Here is a 19,008-nt window from a genome sequence, read left to right on the forward strand (position 1 = left end):
GTCATTTTTTTGTTTTACTAAGTAGAGACGAAATGAGTGTGGAGGCAAGCATGAAAATAAAAGAGATTATCGTTGTAGAAGGTAAAGATGATACAGTTGCGATTAAGCGTGCTGTTGATGCGGATACAATTGAAACGAACGGTTCAGCAATCGGTGATCATGTTATTGAGCAAGTTAAATTAGCGCAGCAAAAAAGGGGCGTTATTATTTTCACAGATCCGGATTATCCTGGAGAGCGTATTCGAAAAATTATTTCTGACAAGGTTCCTGGCTGTAAGCATGCCTTTTTACCGAAGGAAGAAGCGCTTGCTAAAAGGAAAAAGGGTGTTGGGATCGAACACGCTTCTAATGAGTCGATTCGCCGCGCTCTAGAGAATATACATGAAGAAATGGAAGCTTACACAAGTGAAATTAGTTGGAGTGATTTAGTCGATGCAGGCTTAGTGGGCGGAGAAATGGCAAAGAGCCGCAGAGAAAGAATGGGTAAGCTATTAAAGATTGGTTATACAAATGCAAAACAGTTACATAAACGATTACAGATGTTTCAAGTTTCAAAGGAATCATTTGCAGAAGCTTATAAGCAAGTAATACAGGAGGAAAAAAAATGAAGGATATCGCAACGCCAAATCGTACAAAAGACATTGTTGAAAAGTATGGATTTTCATTCAAAAAAAGTTTAGGACAAAACTTTTTAATTGATACAAATGTATTAAATCGTATTGTCGATCATGCAGAAATTGGTTCAGAAAGTGGTGCAATTGAAATTGGACCAGGTATTGGTGCATTAACAGAGCAATTAGCAAAGCGTGCTAAAAAAGTAGTGGCTTTTGAAATTGATCAAAGACTATTACCAATTTTAGATGAGACGTTAGCGCCATATGGTAACGTTACAGTTATTAATAAAGACGTACTAAAAGCAGATGTACATGAAGTATTTAATGAGCAATTTGAAGAAGGGCAAGATGTAATGGTAGTAGCTAACTTACCATACTATATTACAACGCCAATTTTATTTAAATTGCTTGAAGAAAAGTTACCAGTTCGTGGATTTGTTGTTATGATGCAAAAAGAAGTTGGAGATCGTTTAGCTGCTAAACCTGGAACGAAAGAGTATGGTTCTTTATCGATTGCTATTCAGTATTATACAGAAGTTGAAACAGTTATGACTGTACCGCGTACAGTGTTTGTCCCACAGCCAAATGTTGATTCTGCAATTATTCGCCTTCTAAAGCGTCCGAAACCGGTTGTAGAGGTGACAGATGAAACATTCTTCTTTGAAGTAGTACGAGCAAGTTTCGCACAGCGCCGTAAAACTTTGATGAATAATTTATCAAATAATTTAAATGGTTTCCCGAAAGATAAGGAATTATTGGATCGAATTTTAACAGAAGTAGGAATTGATCCAAAGCGAAGAGGCGAAACGCTATCTATTGAAGAGTTTGCAACATTAAGTAATGCATTAGTTCTTCATAAATTATCATAAGAATATGAAAGGGACAGTTCAACTTGAACTGTCCCTTTTGTCACCTTTCTCTCTTTAAATTCATACTTTAAAAACAGGTAAGATGGCCTAATGAGTTTGGAGGTAGGAGAATGGTTTTACATGTTGGAGAATTAGTGGAACGATATTCTCATAAGAGGGATATTCTTTTTCGTATTATAGAAATAAAAGGCGAGATAGCTATATTGTTTGGAGAGGAAATTAGACTGGTGGCGGATGCGCCACTTGAAGATTTAATTAGTATAGATCAAAGAGAACATAAAAAAAGGGTGAAGCGTGAGAAAGAAACAATGGAGCGCACGTATCGTTTGTTTCAACAAGATTATGTACTGATGAAACAAAGGCATGAACATACTTCAACTGGTGGATACACAAGTGAGGTGAATTATTTTCAAATGCCGGGACGTGTATTGCATATAGATGGAGACCCTTTATATTTGCGCAAGTGCTTAGATTTATATAATAAAATTGGCGTTCCTGTTCAAGGTATTCATTGTAAAGAAACGGAGATGCATGAAAAAGTAGTAGACTTAATAGATCACTTTCGCCCAGACATTCTCGTTATTACAGGGCATGATGCATATACAAAATCAAAAGGAGTGAAGGGAGATTTAGCGGCATATAGGCATTCAAGACATTTTGTACAGGCTGTTCGTGAAGTGCGAAAAAAATATCCATCATTGGATCAACTTGTTATTTTTGCTGGGGCATGTCAATCACATTTTGAGGCACTAATTCGTGCAGGGGCCAATTTCGCTAGTTCACCATCTAGAATTAATATTCATGCACTAGATCCTGTATATGTAGTTGGTAAAATTAGTTTTACTTCATTTATGGAGAGAGTCAATGTATGGGATGTCGTACGTAATACAATTACTGGTGAAAAGGGACTAGGTGGAATTGAAACGAGAGGGATTTTACGAACGGGATTACCTTTTCAACATTACGAAGAGTAAGCAGGATACATATGTATCTTGCTTTTTTGTATGGAAGGATTTAAATGAATTTGGATAAAAAGAGGTAAGAACGTGCAGACTACGTAATGATACTTTTACAATATAGTATTTCTTCTATCTATTCAAACGCAGGATGATATTAGCTGTGAATCGCGGTTAATAATTAGGATAGATATATCGTGCTTTAAGTGTTCAATCTAAATTACAGCGAGGTGTAGCGAAGTATATGTCAAAACGTTTAGATGAAATTAAAAGCGAATTAGATCACCATCTTGGACAGCGACTTATGTTAAAAGCAAATAGTGGAAGAAGAAAAACTGTGGAGCAATCAGGTGTACTAGCAGAAACATACCGTTCCGTTTTTGTTGTACAATTAGATCAACAAGAAGATGCGTTGCAACGTGTATCTTATAGTTATGCAGATGTTTTAACAGAGACAGTAGAGTTAACATTTTATGGAGACCCTCATAATGAGGTCATTTTATAATCCGTATATCATTACATATATTCCCATAAATGAAAAGCTATATTATTTTGCATACTAACTATACCGTAGCAAAATAAGGAGGGACTCTGCATTGAGTAGACGAAGAGGTGTCATGTCAAACCAATTTAAAGAAGAGCTAGCAAAAGAGCTTGGCTTTTATGATGTTGTTCAGAAAGAAGGATGGGGCGGAATTCGTGCGAAAGATGCTGGTAACATGGTGAAACGTGCTATAGAAATTGCAGAACAGCAATTAATGAAACGAAACCAGTAGTTGTAAGATACTTTCTATGCTACGGTAGCCGAGGAGACATTCCTCGGCTTTTTGTACTCTAAAAGGTGCCATCATTTTACATAAGTAGTTTCATTCTGAATGCTTTTCGTTATAATTAGGGAAGTGTCATCGTCTTACTATAAATTTATGGTAAAATAAACGATAAAAGATTGAGTACATAGAGTGGGTGAATAGATTGAAGCTACTAGTGAAAGCACCAGCAAAGATTAATCTGTCGTTAGATGTACTGGGAAAAAGACAAGACGGATATCATGAAGTGAAAATGATTATGACAACCATTGATTTAGCAGATCGTCTAGAACTAACGGAATTAGCAGAAGACCGTATTGAAATTTTATCCCATAATCGGTATGTCCCAGACGACCAACGAAATTTAGCTTATCAGGCAGCGAAATTATTAAAAGAGAAGTTTAATGTAAAAAAAGGTGTATCTATTACTATTGAAAAAACGATTCCAGTAGCAGCTGGATTAGCAGGTGGAAGTAGTGATGCAGCAGCGACATTACGTGGTCTTAATAAATTATGGAATTTAGGGCTTACAATTGATGAGTTAGCAGAGCTTGGCGCAGAAATTGGATCAGATGTATCGTTCTGTGTATACGGAGGCACAGCAATTGCCACTGGAAGAGGAGAGAAAATTGAGCATATAAAGACTCCGCCTTCTTGTTGGGTTATTTTAGCGAAACCACATATAGGTGTATCTACTGCTGATGTGTATGGAAATTTAAAGTTAAATCGAGTTACACATCCGAATGTAGATAAAATGGTTGATGTCATAAATTCTGGTGATTATAAAGGAATTTGTGATACTGTTGGTAACGTTTTAGAAGATGTAACATTTGGAATGCATCCTGAAGTTGCCCGTATTAAATCACAGATGAAGCGATTTGGAGCGGATGCTGTATTAATGAGTGGAAGTGGTCCAACTGTATTTGGACTTGTACACCATGATTCACGAATGCATCGCATTTATAACGGATTAAAAGGATTTTGTGAACAAGTCTATGCGGTACGTTTATTAGGAGAGCGAGAAACGCTTGAATAAAGACGTATAATACGTTATGATTTGTTTAGAATATTCGTGATTTGAGGTGAGAGTATGAAAATTAGAAGAAGTACAAGATTAGTCGATATGACTTATTACTTGCTACAAAACCCTCGTCAGCTAGTATCTCTCACTTTTTTTGCTGAAAGGTATCAATCGGCTAAGTCTTCCATTAGTGAAGATTTAGTTATTATTAAGCAAACGTTTGAACAACAAGGGGTCGGCACATTGCAAACGATACCAGGAGCAGCAGGAGGAGTGAAATATATACCGTATATAAGTGAAGAAGAGGCAGATCTAATTATTGATGAGCTTTGTGGCTTATTTGAAAACCCAGATCGTATTTTGCCTGGCGGTTACTTATACATGACAGATTTATTGAGTAATCCTCGCCATATTAATGGCGCAGGTCGTTTGTTTGCTTCTGTTTTTGCTAGGCAACCAATTGATGCAGTTATGACGGTGGCAACGAAGGGGATTCCACTTGCTTATGCAGTGGCAAATTACTTAGATGTACCAGTTGTAATTGCAAGGAAAGATAATAAGGTAACAGAAGGTCCGACTGTTAGTATTAACTATGTGTCGGGTTCTTCTAAACGAATTCAAACAATGACGTTAGCAAAACGCAGTCTTCCAGAAGGGTCGAATGTTTTAATTATTGATGACTTCATGAAAGCTGGCGGAACAATTCAAGGTATGATGAGTATGTTAGAAGAGTTCAAGGCTAATGTTGTTGGTATTGGTGTATTAGTAGAATCCACAGATATTGAAGAACGACTAATTAATAATTTTGTATCATTAATTCGTCTATCGGAAGTTGATGTGAAAGAAAAAACGATTCAAGTGGAAAAAGGGAATTATTCTCTTGCGCCATTTGATGAAGGGCTTGTAGAGGCGGAATAAAAGATAGAGCAGATAGCTCTATCTTTTTTTATTTTATTTATAGATTATAAAATAGATGGACAAACTGCCTTTCGTACACTATTTTTAAAGAGTAAAATAAATAATAAAAGGGTGAAAAGTATGAAAGTTGTTCAAACAAGCAAGGCACCACAAGCAATTGGACCTTATTCACAGGGGATTATTGTAAATAACATGTTCTATAGCTCAGGACAAATTCCATTGACGGCAAATGGGGAGCTTGTAACAGGAGATGTAACAGTACAAACAGAACAAGTATTTCAAAATTTACAAGCGGTATTAGAGGAAGCAGGTGCTTCATTTGATACAGTCGTAAAAACAACAGTATTTTTAAAGGACATGGATGATTTTAATGCTGTGAATGAAGTGTATAGCTCTTATTTCTCTACTCATAAACCAGCTCGATCTTGTGTGCAAGTAGCAAAATTACCGAAAGATGTTTCCGTTGAAATTGAAGTAATCGCCCTAGTTAAGTAACCTTTTGTAAGCGATAACCTCCACTAATCTCTATATTCAACTACTTTAAAAATTTTTATCTTAAAAATTTTTAAAAAATTAAAGGGAAAATAGAAAATTTGTGGAATTTATACAAATATATCGCTTATTTAGAAAAGGGTGGTGAACACAAGATGGAAGTGACTGACGTAAGATTACGCCGCGTAAACACAGAAGGCCGCATGAGAGCAATTGCCTCTATTACTCTAGACCATGAATTTGTTGTTCATGATATTCGTGTAATTGATGGTAATAATGGATTATTTGTAGCAATGCCAAGTAAACGTACTCCAGATGGAGAGTTCCGTGACATTGCACATCCAATTAATTCTGGTACACGCTCTAAAATTCAAGATGCGGTTTTAACAGAGTATCATCGTTTAGGCGAGTTAGAAGAGGTTGAGTTTGAAGAAGCAGGTGCTTCGTAAAATTCGAATGAAAAGGGCTTTTGACAAAAAGCCTTATAATTTTGTAGCAAACTCCTGTAAGCATTTACAGGGGTTTGTTTTTTTTGCTTTATATTTGGAAACTGCATAATTTATTAACATAAAAAGAAGAAACTACTAATTTTTTCAAAATCATTTTAAATAGTATAGCTTATTTCTTAAAAAAGATACTAAAGAGTAAAACATCTTATAAGAATTATGGTAAAATTTAATAGTTAAAATGTGTTTCTTGAAATATATGATGATTTAGGATAATATCTTTAATGGATAAATAGGTTGCGATGGAGGGTCTATATGTCAAACAGATTTGCAGTGATTCTAGCTGCAGGTAAAGGCACACGTATGAAGTCTAAGCTATACAAAGTGCTGCATCCTGTATGTGGAAAACCTATGGTACAACACGTAGTCGATCAAGTATCTCAATTAGGATTGCAGAAACTTGTAACGGTTGTTGGACATGGTGCTGAAATGGTACAAGAACAGCTAGGGAACGTAAGTGAATTTGCATTACAAGCAGAACAACTTGGTACAGCACATGCTGTAGATCAAGCTGCAAGTGTACTTGCAAATGAAGAAGGAACAACTTTAGTTATTTGTGGTGATACGCCTCTAATAACTGCTGAAACAATGGAAGCATTACTTCAGCAACATAAAGAAGCAGGAGCAATGGCGACGGTGCTAACAGCATACATAGAAGAGCCTGCTGGATATGGCCGTATTGTTCGTAATGAGAATGGTCATGTTGAAAAGATTGTTGAGCATAAAGATGCAAATGAGAAAGAATTAGCTATTAAAGAAATCAATACAGGTACGTATTGTTTTGATAATAAGGCTTTATTTGCTTCACTTTCTAAAGTTTCAAATGATAACGTGCAAGGTGAATATTACCTTCCAGATGTTATTGAGATTTTAAAAAATGAAGGTCATATCGTATCAGCTTATCAAACAGAGCAGTTCGACGAAACGTTAGGTGTTAACGACAGAGTCGCTCTATCGCAAGCGGAAATTATTATGAAAAACCGTATCAACCGAAAGAACATGGTAAACGGTGTTACAATTATTGATCCAAGTAACACTTATATTTCTGCTGATGCAGTTATCGGTAGTGATACAGTTCTTCATCCAGGAACAATTATTGAGGGGAACACTGTAATTGGCTCTGATTGTGAAATTGGACCGCATACAGTAATTCGCGATAGTGAAATTGGAGATCGTACGACAATTCGACAATCTACTGTACATGATAGTAAGCTTGGTACAGAAGTATCGGTTGGTCCATTTGCACATATTCGCCCAGATTCAGTTATTGGAGACGAAGTACGCGTTGGAAACTTCGTGGAAATCAAAAAAACTGTCTTTGGTAATAGAAGTAAAGCTTCACACTTGAGTTATATCGGGGATGCACAAGTTGGAGAAGACGTGAATCTTGGTTGTGGTTCAATTACGGTGAACTATGACGGTAAGAATAAATTCAAAACTGTGATTGGTAATGGGGTATTTATTGGATGTAATTCAAACCTTGTTGCTCCAGTAACAGTTGAAGATGGTGCTTATGTGGCAGCAGGCTCTACAATTACAGAGAATGTTCCATCAAAAGCATTATCGGTAGCACGTGCACGTCAAGTTAACAAAGAAGACTATGTTGATCAATTGCTGAATAAGAAAAAATCATAATGTGGAGGGTTAATCTAGATGTCGACTCAATATCTAAATTCTAATTTGAAAGTATTCTCTTTAAACTCTAATAAGGAACTTGCTGAGCAGATTGCAAAGCATATTGGAGTAGGGCTAGGAAAATGTTCTGTTGATCGTTTTAGTGATGGAGAAGTTCAAATTAACATTGAAGAAAGTATCCGTGGTTGCGATGTATTCATTATTCAATCTACAAGCTTCCCAGTAAACGAACATATCATGGAATTACTTATTATGATTGATGCATTAAAACGTGCATCTGCGAAAACAATTAATATTGTTATTCCTTACTATGGTTATGCGCGTCAAGACCGTAAAGCGCGTTCTCGTGAACCAATTACATCGAAACTTGTAGCAAACTTGCTTGAAACAGCAGGTGCAACTCGTGTAATCACTCTAGATTTACATGCTCCACAAATTCAAGGATTCTTTGATATCCCAATCGACCACTTAATGGGTGTACCGATTCTTTCAGATTACTTTGAAACAAAAGGTCTTAAAGATATCGTAATCGTGTCTCCTGACCATGGTGGTGTAACTCGTGCAAGAAAAATGGCAGATCGTCTAAAAGCGCCAATCGCTATTATTGATAAGCGTCGTCCTCGCCCGAACGTATCAGAGGTAATGAACATTATCGGTAATATTGAAGGTAAAACAGCGATTTTAATTGATGACATCATTGATACAGCTGGTACAATTACATTAGCAGCAAACGCTCTTGTTGAGAACGGTGCTTCTGAAGTATATGCTTGCTGTACACACCCAGTATTATCTGGTCCAGCAATTGAGCGTATTCAAAATTCAAATATTAAAGAGTTAGTTGTAACGAACTCTATCGTATTACCAGAAGAGAAGAAAATCGACAAAGTACATGAACTTTCAGTTGCTCCATTAATCGGAGAAGCAATCATTCGTGTATACGAAGAAGAATCTGTGAGTGTATTATTCAATTAATTGGATAGAATGAGACGTAACCAAAATTGGTTACGTCTTTTCGTATCGAAAAAAGAAAGTAGTGGTACAAGAATGAAATTGATAGTAGGACTTGGGAACCCAGGTAGAGAATATGAATTAACAAGGCATAATATTGGATTTATGGCCATTGATGAACTTGCGAAGCGTTGGAACATTTCTTTGAATGAACAAAAATTTAAAGGTGTATTTGGTGCAGGGTTTGTTAATGGAGAAAAGGTAATCTTATTAAAGCCGCTAACATACATGAACTTATCTGGGGAAAGTATTCGTCCACTCATGGATTATTATAAAATTGATGTTGAGGACTTCGTTGTTATGTACGACGATTTGGACATTCCTGTAGGTAAATTGCGTCTTCGCATGAAAGGTAGTGCTGGTGGACATAATGGTGTAAAGTCAACGATTTCGCACCTAGGAACACAAGAATTTCAACGTATCCGTATGGGAATCGATCGCCCGAAAAATGGAATGAAGGTAGTCGATTATGTATTAGGACGCTTTACATCTGAAGAGATTCCGGATGTTAACCATTCTATTGAAAAAGCAGCGGATGCATGTGAAGAGTGGCTAAATAAGCCTTTTCTCCAAATCATGAATACTTTCAATAGTTAAAAATGAGATTGGGAATATTTCTCTTTTGTTTTACCCATACTAGTAGTAATTGAATTTTTAGGAGGCTAGTATGGAAGGGTATTATTATTGCAGACACTGCGGAGGTAATGTAGGCTCCATTAACGCAGAAAAAGTATATAGCGACGTTTTATTTCAACTAACAGAGCAAGAAGTAGTAGAAATGATTCATTTTCATGAGAATGGAAATATATATATAAAAACGATTTGTGAATCGTGTCAAGAAACGCTCGCATCTTATCCTGAGTATTATGAGTATGAAAAATTTCTGCAATAAAATGTTGTCGCTTTGGCATGTCCAAAGCATTTTTCTGTTTTCCTTTTCCAAAATATTTGCATAAAATAGAATGACTTGCTCTTTATGTTGAGAGGAGTTTTAAAAATGATAGGTTTATTAGAGCAATTTTATAAAAATGAAGAGATACAATCGGTTATTAATGGATTAGAAGATGGGTTAAAAGAACAACTTATATCAGGGATGGCAACGTCTTCTCGTTCGTTATTAATGGCGGCTTTATATAAAAAAACAAAAAAATCACAATTAATCGTGACACATAACTTATACCAAGCACAAAAAGTACATGAAGATTTAGTGGCATTACTTGGTGAAAAAGATGTGTGGCTATATCCAGTGAATGAACTGATAGCATCGGAAATTGGGGTTGCAAGTCCAGAATTGAAGGCGCAACGTATAGAAGTGTTAAATCGCTTGGCTGCGGGAGAGAATGGAATCATTGTAGCGCCAGTGGCAGGATTGCGTAGATTTTTACCAATAAAAGAATTGTGGAAGCAAAAGCAAGTTGAAATCAATCTAGGGCAAGAGATTGATTTAGATGCGCTCTTGCATACTTTACATCATATTGGCTATGAACGTAAGTCGATGGTAGAAGCTCCAGGGGAGTTCAGTTTGCGTGGGGGAATATTAGATATTTATCCTTTAACTGAAGAACTACCATTTCGTATTGAATTCTTTGATACAGAAGTCGATTCTATTCGATTATTTGATGTGGATGAACAGCGTTCTCAAGGTAAAAAAGAAAGCGTTAGGTTTGGTCCGGCAACAGAGTTTTTATTTTCACAGGAAGAATTAAAATCAGGAATTCAGCATCTTGAAGAAGGTTTAACTAAGACGATGCAAAAACTTTCTGATGATAAACTAAAGACTACAGTGCTTGAGACGGTAAGTCATGAAATTGAGATGTTGAAAAACGGGCAAAGTATAGAACAGATGTTTAAATACTTATCTATTTTCTATAAAGAACCTGCTAGTCTGATAGATTATTTACCAGAAGACGGTGTTGTAATTTTAGACGAGATTTCCCGTATTCAAGAAACAGCATCGCATCTTGAAACAGAAGAGGCGGAATGGTATATATCGCTTCTTGGTGAAGGAACAATTATTCAAGATTTATCTTTCTCTCACCCATTCGAGGGGTTTCTTCATCATAAAAAAAGAAGTTTTGTATATTTAACGTTATTCTTGCGTCATATCGCACACACACATCCGCAAAATATTGTTAATGTAACATGTAAAACAATGCAAGATTTCCATGGACAGATGAATTTGTTAAAAACAGAAATTGATAGATGGAATGAAGGGCATTTTACGACTGTTGTACTTGGAACAGATGATGAACGTGTGAAAAAATTACAACATATTTTAAGTGATTATGATATTGAGGCAGATATTGTAGAAGGTACAGATATCTTATTGCCTGGAAGGTTACAAATTGCTGTAGGTGATTTACATGCAGGATTTGAAATGCCGATGCAAAAGCTTGTTGTCATTACTGAAAAGGAGCTTTTTCATAAGAAAGTTAAAAAATCACAACGTAAACAAAAGTTATCGAATGCTGAACGTATTAAAAGTTATTCGGAATTAAAAGTTGGAGATTATGTAGTTCACGTAAATCATGGTATAGGTAAATTTTTAGGTATTGAGACATTAGAGATTAATGGTGTTCACAAAGATTATTTAAATATTAAATATCAAGGTAATGATAAGCTATACGTTCCAATTGAACAAATTGATCAAGTCCAAAAATATGTAGGATCTGAAGGTAAGGATCCGAAAGTTTATAAATTAGGCGGTAATGATTGGAAAAAGGTTAAAACGAAAGTTGAAAAATCTGTACAAGACATTGCGGATGACCTAATTAAACTATATGCTGAGCGCGAAGCTTCAAAAGGCTATGCATATACGCCAGATACGGCAGAACAACAAGAGTTCGAATCCTCTTTCCCATATCAAGAGACAGAGGATCAGTTACGTTCTATTGACGAGATTAAAAAAGATATGGAACGCGGACGCCCGATGGATAGGCTCCTTTGTGGTGACGTAGGGTATGGAAAGACTGAAGTGGCTATTCGTGCGGCATTTAAAGCAATTATGGATGAAAAACAAGTTGCAATTTTAGTACCGACAACGATTCTTGCGCAGCAACACTATGAAACAATTCGAGAGCGTTTTCAAGATTATCCGATCAATATAGGCTTATTAAGTAGATTCCGTACGAGAAAACAACAAAATGAAACAATTAAGGGCTTAAAGGATGGAACAGTAGATATCGTAATCGGAACACATCGTATTTTATCTAAAGATGTTACGTATAAAGATTTAGGGCTTCTTATTATTGATGAAGAACAAAGATTTGGTGTAACACATAAAGAAAAAATTAAACAATTGAAGGCAAATGTTGACGTATTAACATTAACGGCAACTCCGATTCCGCGGACGCTTCATATGTCTATGCTTGGTGTGCGCGACTTATCTGTTATTGAGACACCACCAGAAAATCGTTTCCCAGTCCAAACGTATGTAGTCGAGTATAATCCAGCGTTAATGCGAGAGGCAATAGAGCGAGAGCTTGCAAGAGGTGGTCAAGTTTACTTCCTATATAACCGTGTAGAGGATATTGAAAGAAAAGCAGATGAAATTTCGATGTTAGTTCCAGATGCCCGCGTAACGTACGCACATGGGAAAATGAACGAAAGCGAATTAGAGTCTGTTATGCTATCATTTTTAGAAGGACAGCATGATGTTCTTGTAAGTACAACAATTATTGAGACGGGTGTAGATATTCCGAATGTAAATACGTTAATTGTATTTGATGCAGATCGTATGGGATTATCACAGTTGTATCAGCTTCGTGGGCGTGTTGGACGTTCTAATCGTGTTGCGTATGCATACTTTGCGTATAAACGTGACAAAGTGCTGTCAGAGGTTGCAGAGAAGCGTCTACAAGCAATTAAAGAGTTCACGGAACTTGGATCTGGTTTCAAAATTGCGATGAGAGATTTATCTATTCGTGGAGCAGGTAATTTGTTAGGGGCAGAACAGCATGGATTTATTGATTCTGTCGGATTTGATCTATATTCGCAAATGTTAAAAGATGCAATTGAACAGCGTAGAGGAACAGATGGGGCTGAAAATATAGTTAATGTTGAAATTGACTTAGAGGTAGATGCATATTTACCAGATGCTTATATTTCAGATAGTAAGCAAAAAATTATGATGTATAAACAATTTAGAGGTGTTTCTGCAATTGAGGATATTGAAGAATTGCAGGAAGAAATGATCGATAGATTTGGCGATTATCCACAAGAAGTTGGTTATTTATTACAAATTGCAAATATTAAAGTGTTGGCAATGAAAGAACAAATTGAATTAATTAAGCAGAATAAATTTGAAGTAACATTCCTGTTTTCTGAACAAGCAAGTCAAAATATTGATGGTGGAAAATTATTCATGCTCGGAAATAGTTTTGGACGTATGATCGGTTTAGGAATGGAAGGATCTCAATTGAAAATTGTTATGAAAACAAATGGCTTAGAGACATCGAAGTGGTTAACAATTGCTGAAAATTTATTAAAAGGCTTACCAGATGTAAAAAAAGAAGTAATAAATGCCTAAAATAAGATAAAAAAATACAATTCGACGTGCATAGAAGAACTAATGTGTAAAATACTATGTCTAACAGTTGGTGATTTTTACATGAACAGGTAAATTCACCACTTTGATCATCAGTAGAAAGTGAGGCAGCATTAGAATGAAAGCAACTGGAATCGTACGTCGAATTGATGATTTAGGCAGGGTAGTAATCCCGAAGGAAATTCGTAGAACTTTACGTATTCGAGAAGGAGACCCACTAGAAATATTTGTTGATCGCGATGGAGAGGTAATTTTAAAGAAATATTCTCCAATTAGTGAGCTAGGTGATTTTGCAAAAGAATATGCTGATGCTTTATATGACAGCTTAGGACATAATGTGCTTGTGTGTGATCGAGATTCTATCATCGCAGTATCAGGCGTATCGAAAAAAGAATACTTAAATAAAAGTGTTGGCGATCTAATTGAAAAAACGATGGAAGAACGAAAGTCTGTTATTATGACGGATGAAAGTGATATTTCCATTATTGATGGTGTAACAGAAAAGGTTCATTCTTATACAGTTGGACCGATTGTTGCAAACGGAGATCCGATTGGAGCCGTCATTATTTTTTCAAAAGAAGCCATTATAAGCGAGATCGAGCATAAAGCGGTTAATACTGCTGCCAGTTTCTTAGCGAAACAAATGGAACAGTAAGGGTATATTGATTTTAGAAGTAGCAATCTTTCCTAATTATGATCTTTCTTTTTGAGAAATCAATTATTTGGAGATATATGTATATTGAATGAAGGTAGCACTTTGCTACCTTTTTTCGTTGAATATTTTTAACATTTAGGAACTCATTATTACCCGTGTTGGTAAGGGAGTTTGTTCTTTTCTTTATGATATAATACGAGAGGTGAGAATAGAAAAAGGAGTTTTCTTGTATGGAAGCGAAGAAGTATCAAGCCTTTTGGCGTGGGGCTATTATATTAACGATTGCAAGTTTCGTTACAAAAGTATTAAGCGCTTTTTACCGTATTCCATATCAAAATATAGCGGGGGATATTGGGTTTTATATTTACCAACAAATTTACCCGTTTTATGGATTTTGTTTAATTTTAGCTACTTATGGATTTCCTGTTATCATTTCGAAAATGGTTGCAGAACGACTAGAGCGGGGAAAACAAAAAGAAGCAGAAGAAATTATTTGTGTATCTTTTTGGTTCTTATTAGGGATTGGTTTTATAGGCTTCTTTACATTGTTTTTTGGGGCCGAAACAATTGCGGTAGCTATGGGCGATATACACTTAGATAAGTTACTACGTGTTATTTCATTTTCATTCTTATTGATGCCATTTTTGTCTGTAGCAAGAGGGTATTTTCAAGGATTCAATAATATGATGCCAACGGCTGTTTCGCAAGTAATAGAACAAACAATTCGAGTTTCTATTATTGTATTTTTATCGCTATTCCTAATTGCTCACGGATTTGATTTATATACAGTTGGTGCAGGGGCTATGTTAGGCTCAATTGCGGGTGGACTTATTGGGATTATTGTACTTATATTGTATATGCGTCAAGATTTTCGTTCTATATTCTTCAAAAGTGCAGCGAGAATTAAGGGTAAAAGGAAGATAGTTAAAATCCTTTTTTGGCAGGGGTTAGCGATTTGTGTTAGTAATTTAGTGCTTATTTTTATACAGATGGCTGATTCAGTGTCCTTTTACAGCTTACTTATTGGTGCGGGAGAACAGGCTGAAAATGCAAAGGTATTAAAGGGTGTTTATGATAGAAGTATTCCGCTAATGCAATTAGGTACTGTTGTGACGACTTCTTTCTCGTTGTCACTTATTCCGATTATTACAGCGGCGAAGGAAAGAGGAGATCTTTCCTTTATTCAAGAAAAGGTAAAGTTAGCAATGAAAATAACATTTGTTATTGGACTTGCAGCAGCTATTGGACTAACTTGTATTATTCAACCTACCAATATTATGTTGTTTGAAAACAGTGATGGATCAGATGTTTTATCTATTTTATCGTTATCTATTTTATTTAGTTCATTGTCAATTACGACAGCTTCTATTTTACAAGGATTAGGGCAAACGTTTAAGCCAGCGTTATTTGTTGTATTTGGAGGTTGCTTAAAGTTAGCGTTAAATTATATATTCATGCCTTATTTTGGTGTGAAAGGTGCAGCTTTTGCGACTTTATGTGCGTTAATTATAATCTCTGGATTAAATAGTTTGTTGCTTACGAGAGCTGTATCAGGGTCACTTATCAATAAGCGAAATATGTTAGGGATAGTAATTAGTGGTATCTGTATGGGGTTTGTATTAATGATGTTCACACGTGTGTTACAGATGTCTGGATTAGTAATTAATACGGAACATAGAGGAAGCGCGACGCTTGAAGCGTTGTTAGGTGTAGCCATCGGCGGATTGACATATATGTTTTTTATTTTGAAATTACGTGTATTTACAAAAAAAGAATTAGGAACCGTTATGAAACAAGAGAAAAAAGAAGGTTCATTGAAGAAGAGTGGATAGAGGTGACTAGTTGTGAGTGGAATCATTACTATTTTAGGTTTAGGAGCTGGTGAATTAGATCAGCTAACGATGGGTGTATATCGAAAAATAAAAGAAGCAGACCATCTGTTTGTTAGAACGAAGGAACATCCAGTTATAGAAGAATTGGAGAAAGAAGGCGTACAATATACGTCTTTTGATGCTGTATATGAAGCGCATGATACGTTTGAAATTGTATATGAAACAATTGCGAATAAATTGCTAGAACAAGCTGAAGGTACAGAAATTATCTATGCTGTTCCCGGGCATCCACTTGTAGCAGAAAGAACAGTTCAGCTACTGTTAGAAAAAGGAGAAGTTTCAAATGTTGAAGTGCGAATTGAGGGTGGACAAAGTTTCCTTGATCCTATGTTTGCAAGTCTAAAGATTGATCCGATTGAAGGATTCCAATTACTTGATGCTACATCATTTGAAAGAGGGCAATTAGAACTGCGTCAACATTTAATCTTTTGCCAAGTATATGATGCATTCGTTGCATCTGATGTGAAATTAACATTAATGGAGATGTTACCAGATGATTATGAAGTGTATATCGTAACAGCTGCAGGAACTTCATTTGAACAAGTAAAGAAGGTACCGTTGTACATGTTAGATCATGAAACGGAATTGAATAATTTAACGAGTGTGTACGTGCCGCCAGTTCAGGAGCGTGCGTCCTTGTATCAACAGTTTGATGTTCTTAGAGAAATTATTGCGGAACTTCGTGGTCCAAATGGTTGTCCGTGGGATAAAAAGCAAACACATCAATCATTAAAGAAATATTTAATTGAGGAAGCTTATGAAGTGTTGGAAGCAATCGATGAAGAGGATGATGATCACTTAGTAGAAGAATTAGGTGATATATTATTACAAGTTATGCTTCATGCTCAAATCGGAGAAGATGAAGGTTGGTTCTCTATAGATGATATCATTCGAACTCTATCTGAGAAAATGGTTCGTCGTCATCCGCATGTGTTTGGAAATACGGATGTAAACAGCGCTGATGAAGTGATTGCAAATTGGGAAGAAATTAAAAAACAAGAAAAAGGATTCGTGAAAGAATCTGTTTTAAATGGCGTTCCAAAAAGTTTGCCGCAGTTACTACGCGCCTATGAAATTCAGAAGAAAGCTGGTAAGGTTGGATTTGATTGGGTTGATGTGCAACCGATGATAGAGAAAGCTTTGGAAGAATGGCAAGAGTTCCAACAAGAGGTTACAAATATGGATGAGGAAAAGATGCTGGGTGAGTTTGGTGATTTACTATTTGCATTTGTTAATATAGCTCGTCATTACAAAATAGATCCAGAAGAGGCGTTACGTTCAACTAATGAGAAATTTACTGGTCGTTTTTTATACATGGAGGCAAAAGTAGCTGAAATGAATAAAGAGATGAAAGATTTATCATTAGAACAGTTAGATGTTTTATGGGAAGAAGCGAAACAAACAGAGCGTTAATAGGGGGATTTGATATGCGTCTAGATAAGTTTTTAAAAGTATCACGTTTAATTAAAAGAAGAACATTAGCGAAAGAAGTAGCTGATCAAGGAAGAATATCTATTAATGGCCAAGTGGCAAAAGCGAGTTCTGATGTGAAAGTAGCTGATGAATTAACAATTCGTTTTGGTCAAAAAATAGTGACTGTGAAAATAAATGAATTAAAAGAAACAACTAAAAAAGAAGATGCAGCAAATATGTATAGCTTAGTTCGTGAAGAAAAAGTAAAAGCGGAAGAAGGCTTGTTCTAAAATCATGTATCCCCTCATACATTACTATTAGCTAGTAAAAACCTATGGGGGGATTTACGTGAATAATGGTTACTCACCTACGTCTTCTAATCAACAAAATGTTTCTGTAGAGCATGACATTATTATGCGTGGCAGGCGTATAATTGATATTACCGGTGTGAAGCAGGTAGAGAGTTTTGATAGCGAAGAGTTTTTACTAGAGACCGTAATGGGTTTTTTAACGATTCGTGGTCAAAATTTACAAATGAAAAATTTAGATGTGGAAAAAGGTATTGTGTCGATTAAAGGGAAAGTTAATGAGATGCTGTATATTGATGAAAATCAAGGGGAAAAAACTAAAGGTTTCTTTAGTAAGTTGTTTAAATGAGCTTAACAATTCAGTTGTATACAATGCTTTCAATGATTGGAATGGGTGCTTGGATTGGAGCGTCTTTAGATACATATCAACGTTTTTTAAAGCGCCAAGAACGTAAACGTTGGCTTGTATTTATACATGATATATTATTTTGGATTGTCCAAGCATTATTCGTCTTTTATGTATTGCTTCTCGTAAATGAAGCTGAGCTACGTATATATGTGTTTTTGGCATTATTATGTGGTTTTGCGGCATATCAAAGCTTATTGAAGGCACTATACATGAAGCTGTTAAATTTTCTCATCTATATTTTTATGCAAACAACATATTTTTTTGTTCGAATTATACAGCTACTCATGATAAAACCTGTTATTATTATAGCGCAGCTATTTATTGCATTTATATTATTCTTATTTCGTATACTGCTTTCAATTGGACATGTGTTATGGAAAATGGTGATTTGGATATTACTTTTCATATGGAAAGTTTTTTTCTGGCCTGTTCGATTTATTGCTTCGCTCATATGGAAACTTCTCCCTAATCGTGTTAAACTTTTTATAGTGAAACATATAGGGTTCCTGCAATATATAGCAAAATTGAAGGGACATATCTTCCAACTATGGGAGCATATAAAAAAGAAGTTAGGGGGACCTCGGAAATGAGGGAACTGAGACAAAGAACAATCGAAAAACAGAGTCCAAATCCTGTTAAAGAGCATATAATACAAACGGATGAGAACAGGAAGCGACTTTATCGCCGTTTAGCGGTTTTTCTTGTCTTTACTTTTACAATTATTGCGAGTATTAGTGTAACGTTTTATCAACAAAACAGTTCCATTAAAGCAAAAGAAGCAAAAGTTAAGGACATGAAAAAAGAACTGGATTCATTAACGAATAAAGAAAAAAGTCTAAAAGACGAAGTTCAAAAGTTAAATGATGAAGAGTACGTATTAAAGATTGCTAGAAGGGATTATTTCTTCTCTGGTAAAGGGGAGATAATTTTTCCTGTTTCTAAGTAGAGTATGTCTTATTG

Annotated in this window: 21 protein-coding genes; all 21 read left to right on the forward strand. The window is 35.7% G+C overall.

Going from position 1 to position 19,008, the window contains the following annotated elements:
- The first annotated feature begins 50 nt into the window (after nt 1–50).
- The 21 genes from rnmV to divIC all read left to right on the forward strand — a co-directional run bounded on the left by rnmV (nt 51) and on the right by divIC (nt 18,994).
- A complete protein-coding gene (gene rnmV / locus ACUL40_RS19910; RefSeq protein ID WP_000692835.1) occupies nt 51–608 on the forward strand; it encodes a ribonuclease M5 in 558 nt (185 codons plus the stop codon).
- The gene (gene rsmA / locus ACUL40_RS19915) at nt 605–1,483 is read left to right on the forward strand and encodes a 16S rRNA (adenine(1518)-N(6)/adenine(1519)-N(6))-dimethyltransferase RsmA (protein WP_000651548.1); all 879 of its coding nucleotides are present in this window, start codon (nt 605–607) and stop codon (nt 1,481–1,483) included. The genes rnmV and rsmA overlap by 4 nt, the downstream gene beginning before the upstream one ends.
- A 110-nt stretch (nt 1,484–1,593) precedes the next feature.
- A complete protein-coding gene (gene yabG / locus ACUL40_RS19920; RefSeq protein ID WP_000242868.1) occupies nt 1,594–2,457 on the forward strand; it encodes a sporulation peptidase YabG in 864 nt (287 codons plus the stop codon).
- 226 nt (nt 2,458–2,683) lie between these two features.
- Nucleotides 2,684–2,944, forward strand: coding sequence for a biofilm formation stimulator Veg (gene veg, locus ACUL40_RS19925; protein WP_000044347.1), 261 nt, complete (start codon nt 2,684–2,686; stop codon nt 2,942–2,944).
- Nucleotides 2,945–3,035: 91 nt separating this feature from the next.
- A complete protein-coding gene (gene sspF, locus ACUL40_RS19930) occupies nt 3,036–3,215 on the forward strand; it encodes an acid-soluble spore protein SspF (protein WP_002094215.1) in 180 nt (59 codons plus the stop codon).
- A 196-nt stretch (nt 3,216–3,411) separates the two neighbouring features.
- Complete coding sequence (gene ispE / locus ACUL40_RS19935) at nt 3,412–4,281, forward strand: 4-(cytidine 5'-diphospho)-2-C-methyl-D-erythritol kinase (protein WP_000772104.1); 870 nt, start codon at nt 3,412–3,414, stop codon at nt 4,279–4,281.
- Nucleotides 4,282–4,335: 54 nt separating this feature from the next.
- Nucleotides 4,336–5,184, forward strand: coding sequence for a pur operon repressor (gene purR / locus ACUL40_RS19940; RefSeq protein WP_000702466.1), 849 nt, complete (start codon nt 4,336–4,338; stop codon nt 5,182–5,184).
- 120 nt (nt 5,185–5,304) lie between these two features.
- Nucleotides 5,305–5,679, forward strand: coding sequence for a RidA family protein (locus ACUL40_RS19945; RefSeq protein ID WP_000869815.1), 375 nt, complete (start codon nt 5,305–5,307; stop codon nt 5,677–5,679).
- Between the two features lie 152 nt (nt 5,680–5,831).
- Nucleotides 5,832–6,125: a septation regulator SpoVG gene (gene spoVG, locus ACUL40_RS19950; protein ID WP_000454041.1), complete on the forward strand. Its 294-nt coding sequence runs from the start codon at nt 5,832–5,834 to the stop codon at nt 6,123–6,125.
- A 312-nt stretch (nt 6,126–6,437) separates the two neighbouring features.
- On the forward strand, nt 6,438–7,817 hold the full coding sequence (gene glmU / locus ACUL40_RS19955) for a bifunctional UDP-N-acetylglucosamine diphosphorylase/glucosamine-1-phosphate N-acetyltransferase GlmU (RefSeq protein WP_000071041.1): 1,380 nt from the start codon (nt 6,438–6,440) through the stop codon (nt 7,815–7,817).
- Nucleotides 7,818–7,835: 18 nt separating this feature from the next.
- On the forward strand, nt 7,836–8,789 hold the full coding sequence (locus tag ACUL40_RS19960) for a ribose-phosphate diphosphokinase (protein ID WP_000107420.1): 954 nt from the start codon (nt 7,836–7,838) through the stop codon (nt 8,787–8,789).
- Nucleotides 8,790–8,861: 72 nt separating this feature from the next.
- Nucleotides 8,862–9,422, forward strand: a complete 561-nt coding sequence (pth, locus tag ACUL40_RS19965) for an aminoacyl-tRNA hydrolase (protein WP_000767702.1) — start codon at nt 8,862–8,864, stop codon at nt 9,420–9,422.
- Between the two features lie 70 nt (nt 9,423–9,492).
- A complete protein-coding gene (locus ACUL40_RS19970) occupies nt 9,493–9,717 on the forward strand; it encodes an anti-sigma-F factor Fin family protein (protein WP_000399438.1) in 225 nt (74 codons plus the stop codon).
- Between the two features lie 105 nt (nt 9,718–9,822).
- Nucleotides 9,823–13,353: a transcription-repair coupling factor gene (gene mfd, locus ACUL40_RS19975; protein WP_000579688.1), complete on the forward strand. Its 3,531-nt coding sequence runs from the start codon at nt 9,823–9,825 to the stop codon at nt 13,351–13,353.
- Between the two features lie 136 nt (nt 13,354–13,489).
- Nucleotides 13,490–14,026 (forward strand): stage V sporulation protein T, encoded by a 537-nt coding sequence (gene spoVT, locus ACUL40_RS19980; RefSeq protein ID WP_000648302.1) that lies wholly within the window; start codon nt 13,490–13,492, stop codon nt 14,024–14,026.
- A gap of 230 nt (nt 14,027–14,256) precedes the next feature.
- Nucleotides 14,257–15,858 (forward strand): putative polysaccharide biosynthesis protein, encoded by a 1,602-nt coding sequence (locus ACUL40_RS19985; RefSeq protein ID WP_000387586.1) that lies wholly within the window; start codon nt 14,257–14,259, stop codon nt 15,856–15,858.
- Between the two features lie 12 nt (nt 15,859–15,870).
- Nucleotides 15,871–17,331, forward strand: coding sequence for a nucleoside triphosphate pyrophosphohydrolase (mazG, locus tag ACUL40_RS19990; protein ID WP_000014239.1), 1,461 nt, complete (start codon nt 15,871–15,873; stop codon nt 17,329–17,331).
- Nucleotides 17,332–17,345: 14 nt separating this feature from the next.
- Nucleotides 17,346–17,621: an RNA-binding S4 domain-containing protein gene (locus ACUL40_RS19995; RefSeq protein ID WP_001234876.1), complete on the forward strand. Its 276-nt coding sequence runs from the start codon at nt 17,346–17,348 to the stop codon at nt 17,619–17,621.
- 58 nt (nt 17,622–17,679) lie between these two features.
- On the forward strand, nt 17,680–17,988 hold the full coding sequence (gene yabP, locus ACUL40_RS20000) for a sporulation protein YabP (RefSeq protein ID WP_001059104.1): 309 nt from the start codon (nt 17,680–17,682) through the stop codon (nt 17,986–17,988).
- On the forward strand, nt 17,985–18,638 hold the full coding sequence (yabQ, locus tag ACUL40_RS20005) for a spore cortex biosynthesis protein YabQ (protein ID WP_000059772.1): 654 nt from the start codon (nt 17,985–17,987) through the stop codon (nt 18,636–18,638). The genes yabP and yabQ overlap by 4 nt, the downstream gene beginning before the upstream one ends.
- Nucleotides 18,635–18,994: a cell division protein DivIC gene (gene divIC / locus ACUL40_RS20010; RefSeq protein ID WP_001208739.1), complete on the forward strand. Its 360-nt coding sequence runs from the start codon at nt 18,635–18,637 to the stop codon at nt 18,992–18,994. Before yabQ ends, divIC begins: the two co-directional genes overlap by 4 nt.
- The last annotated feature ends 14 nt before the right edge of the window (nt 18,995–19,008 follow it).

This window comes from Bacillus sp. KNSH39 (genome assembly GCF_052656585.1).

Bases quoted from the DNA above. Each gene is read 5' to 3' on its own strand.
- ACUL40_RS19985 (WP_000387586.1), top strand. From the start codon at position 14,257: ATGGAAGCGAAGAAGTATCAAGCCTTTTGGCGTGGGGCTATTATATTA.
- ACUL40_RS19995 (WP_001234876.1), top strand. From the start codon at position 17,346: ATGCGTCTAGATAAGTTTTTAAAAGTATCACGTTTAATTAAAAGAAGA.
- ACUL40_RS19970 (WP_000399438.1), top strand. From the start codon at position 9,493: ATGGAAGGGTATTATTATTGCAGACACTGCGGAGGTAATGTAGGCTCC.
- divIC (WP_001208739.1), top strand. From the start codon at position 18,635: ATGAGGGAACTGAGACAAAGAACAATCGAAAAACAGAGTCCAAATCCT.
- pth (WP_000767702.1), top strand. From the start codon at position 8,862: ATGAAATTGATAGTAGGACTTGGGAACCCAGGTAGAGAATATGAATTA.
- veg (WP_000044347.1), top strand. From the start codon at position 2,684: ATGTCAAAACGTTTAGATGAAATTAAAAGCGAATTAGATCACCATCTT.
- ACUL40_RS19945 (WP_000869815.1), top strand. From the start codon at position 5,305: ATGAAAGTTGTTCAAACAAGCAAGGCACCACAAGCAATTGGACCTTAT.
- ACUL40_RS19960 (WP_000107420.1), top strand. From the start codon at position 7,836: ATGTCGACTCAATATCTAAATTCTAATTTGAAAGTATTCTCTTTAAAC.
- spoVT (WP_000648302.1), top strand. From the start codon at position 13,490: ATGAAAGCAACTGGAATCGTACGTCGAATTGATGATTTAGGCAGGGTA.
- rsmA (WP_000651548.1), top strand. From the start codon at position 605: ATGAAGGATATCGCAACGCCAAATCGTACAAAAGACATTGTTGAAAAG.
- mfd (WP_000579688.1), top strand. From the start codon at position 9,823: ATGATAGGTTTATTAGAGCAATTTTATAAAAATGAAGAGATACAATCG.
- spoVG (WP_000454041.1), top strand. From the start codon at position 5,832: ATGGAAGTGACTGACGTAAGATTACGCCGCGTAAACACAGAAGGCCGC.
- yabQ (WP_000059772.1), top strand. From the start codon at position 17,985: ATGAGCTTAACAATTCAGTTGTATACAATGCTTTCAATGATTGGAATG.
- rnmV (WP_000692835.1), top strand. From the start codon at position 51: ATGAAAATAAAAGAGATTATCGTTGTAGAAGGTAAAGATGATACAGTT.
- glmU (WP_000071041.1), top strand. From the start codon at position 6,438: ATGTCAAACAGATTTGCAGTGATTCTAGCTGCAGGTAAAGGCACACGT.
- yabG (WP_000242868.1), top strand. From the start codon at position 1,594: ATGGTTTTACATGTTGGAGAATTAGTGGAACGATATTCTCATAAGAGG.
- purR (WP_000702466.1), top strand. From the start codon at position 4,336: ATGAAAATTAGAAGAAGTACAAGATTAGTCGATATGACTTATTACTTG.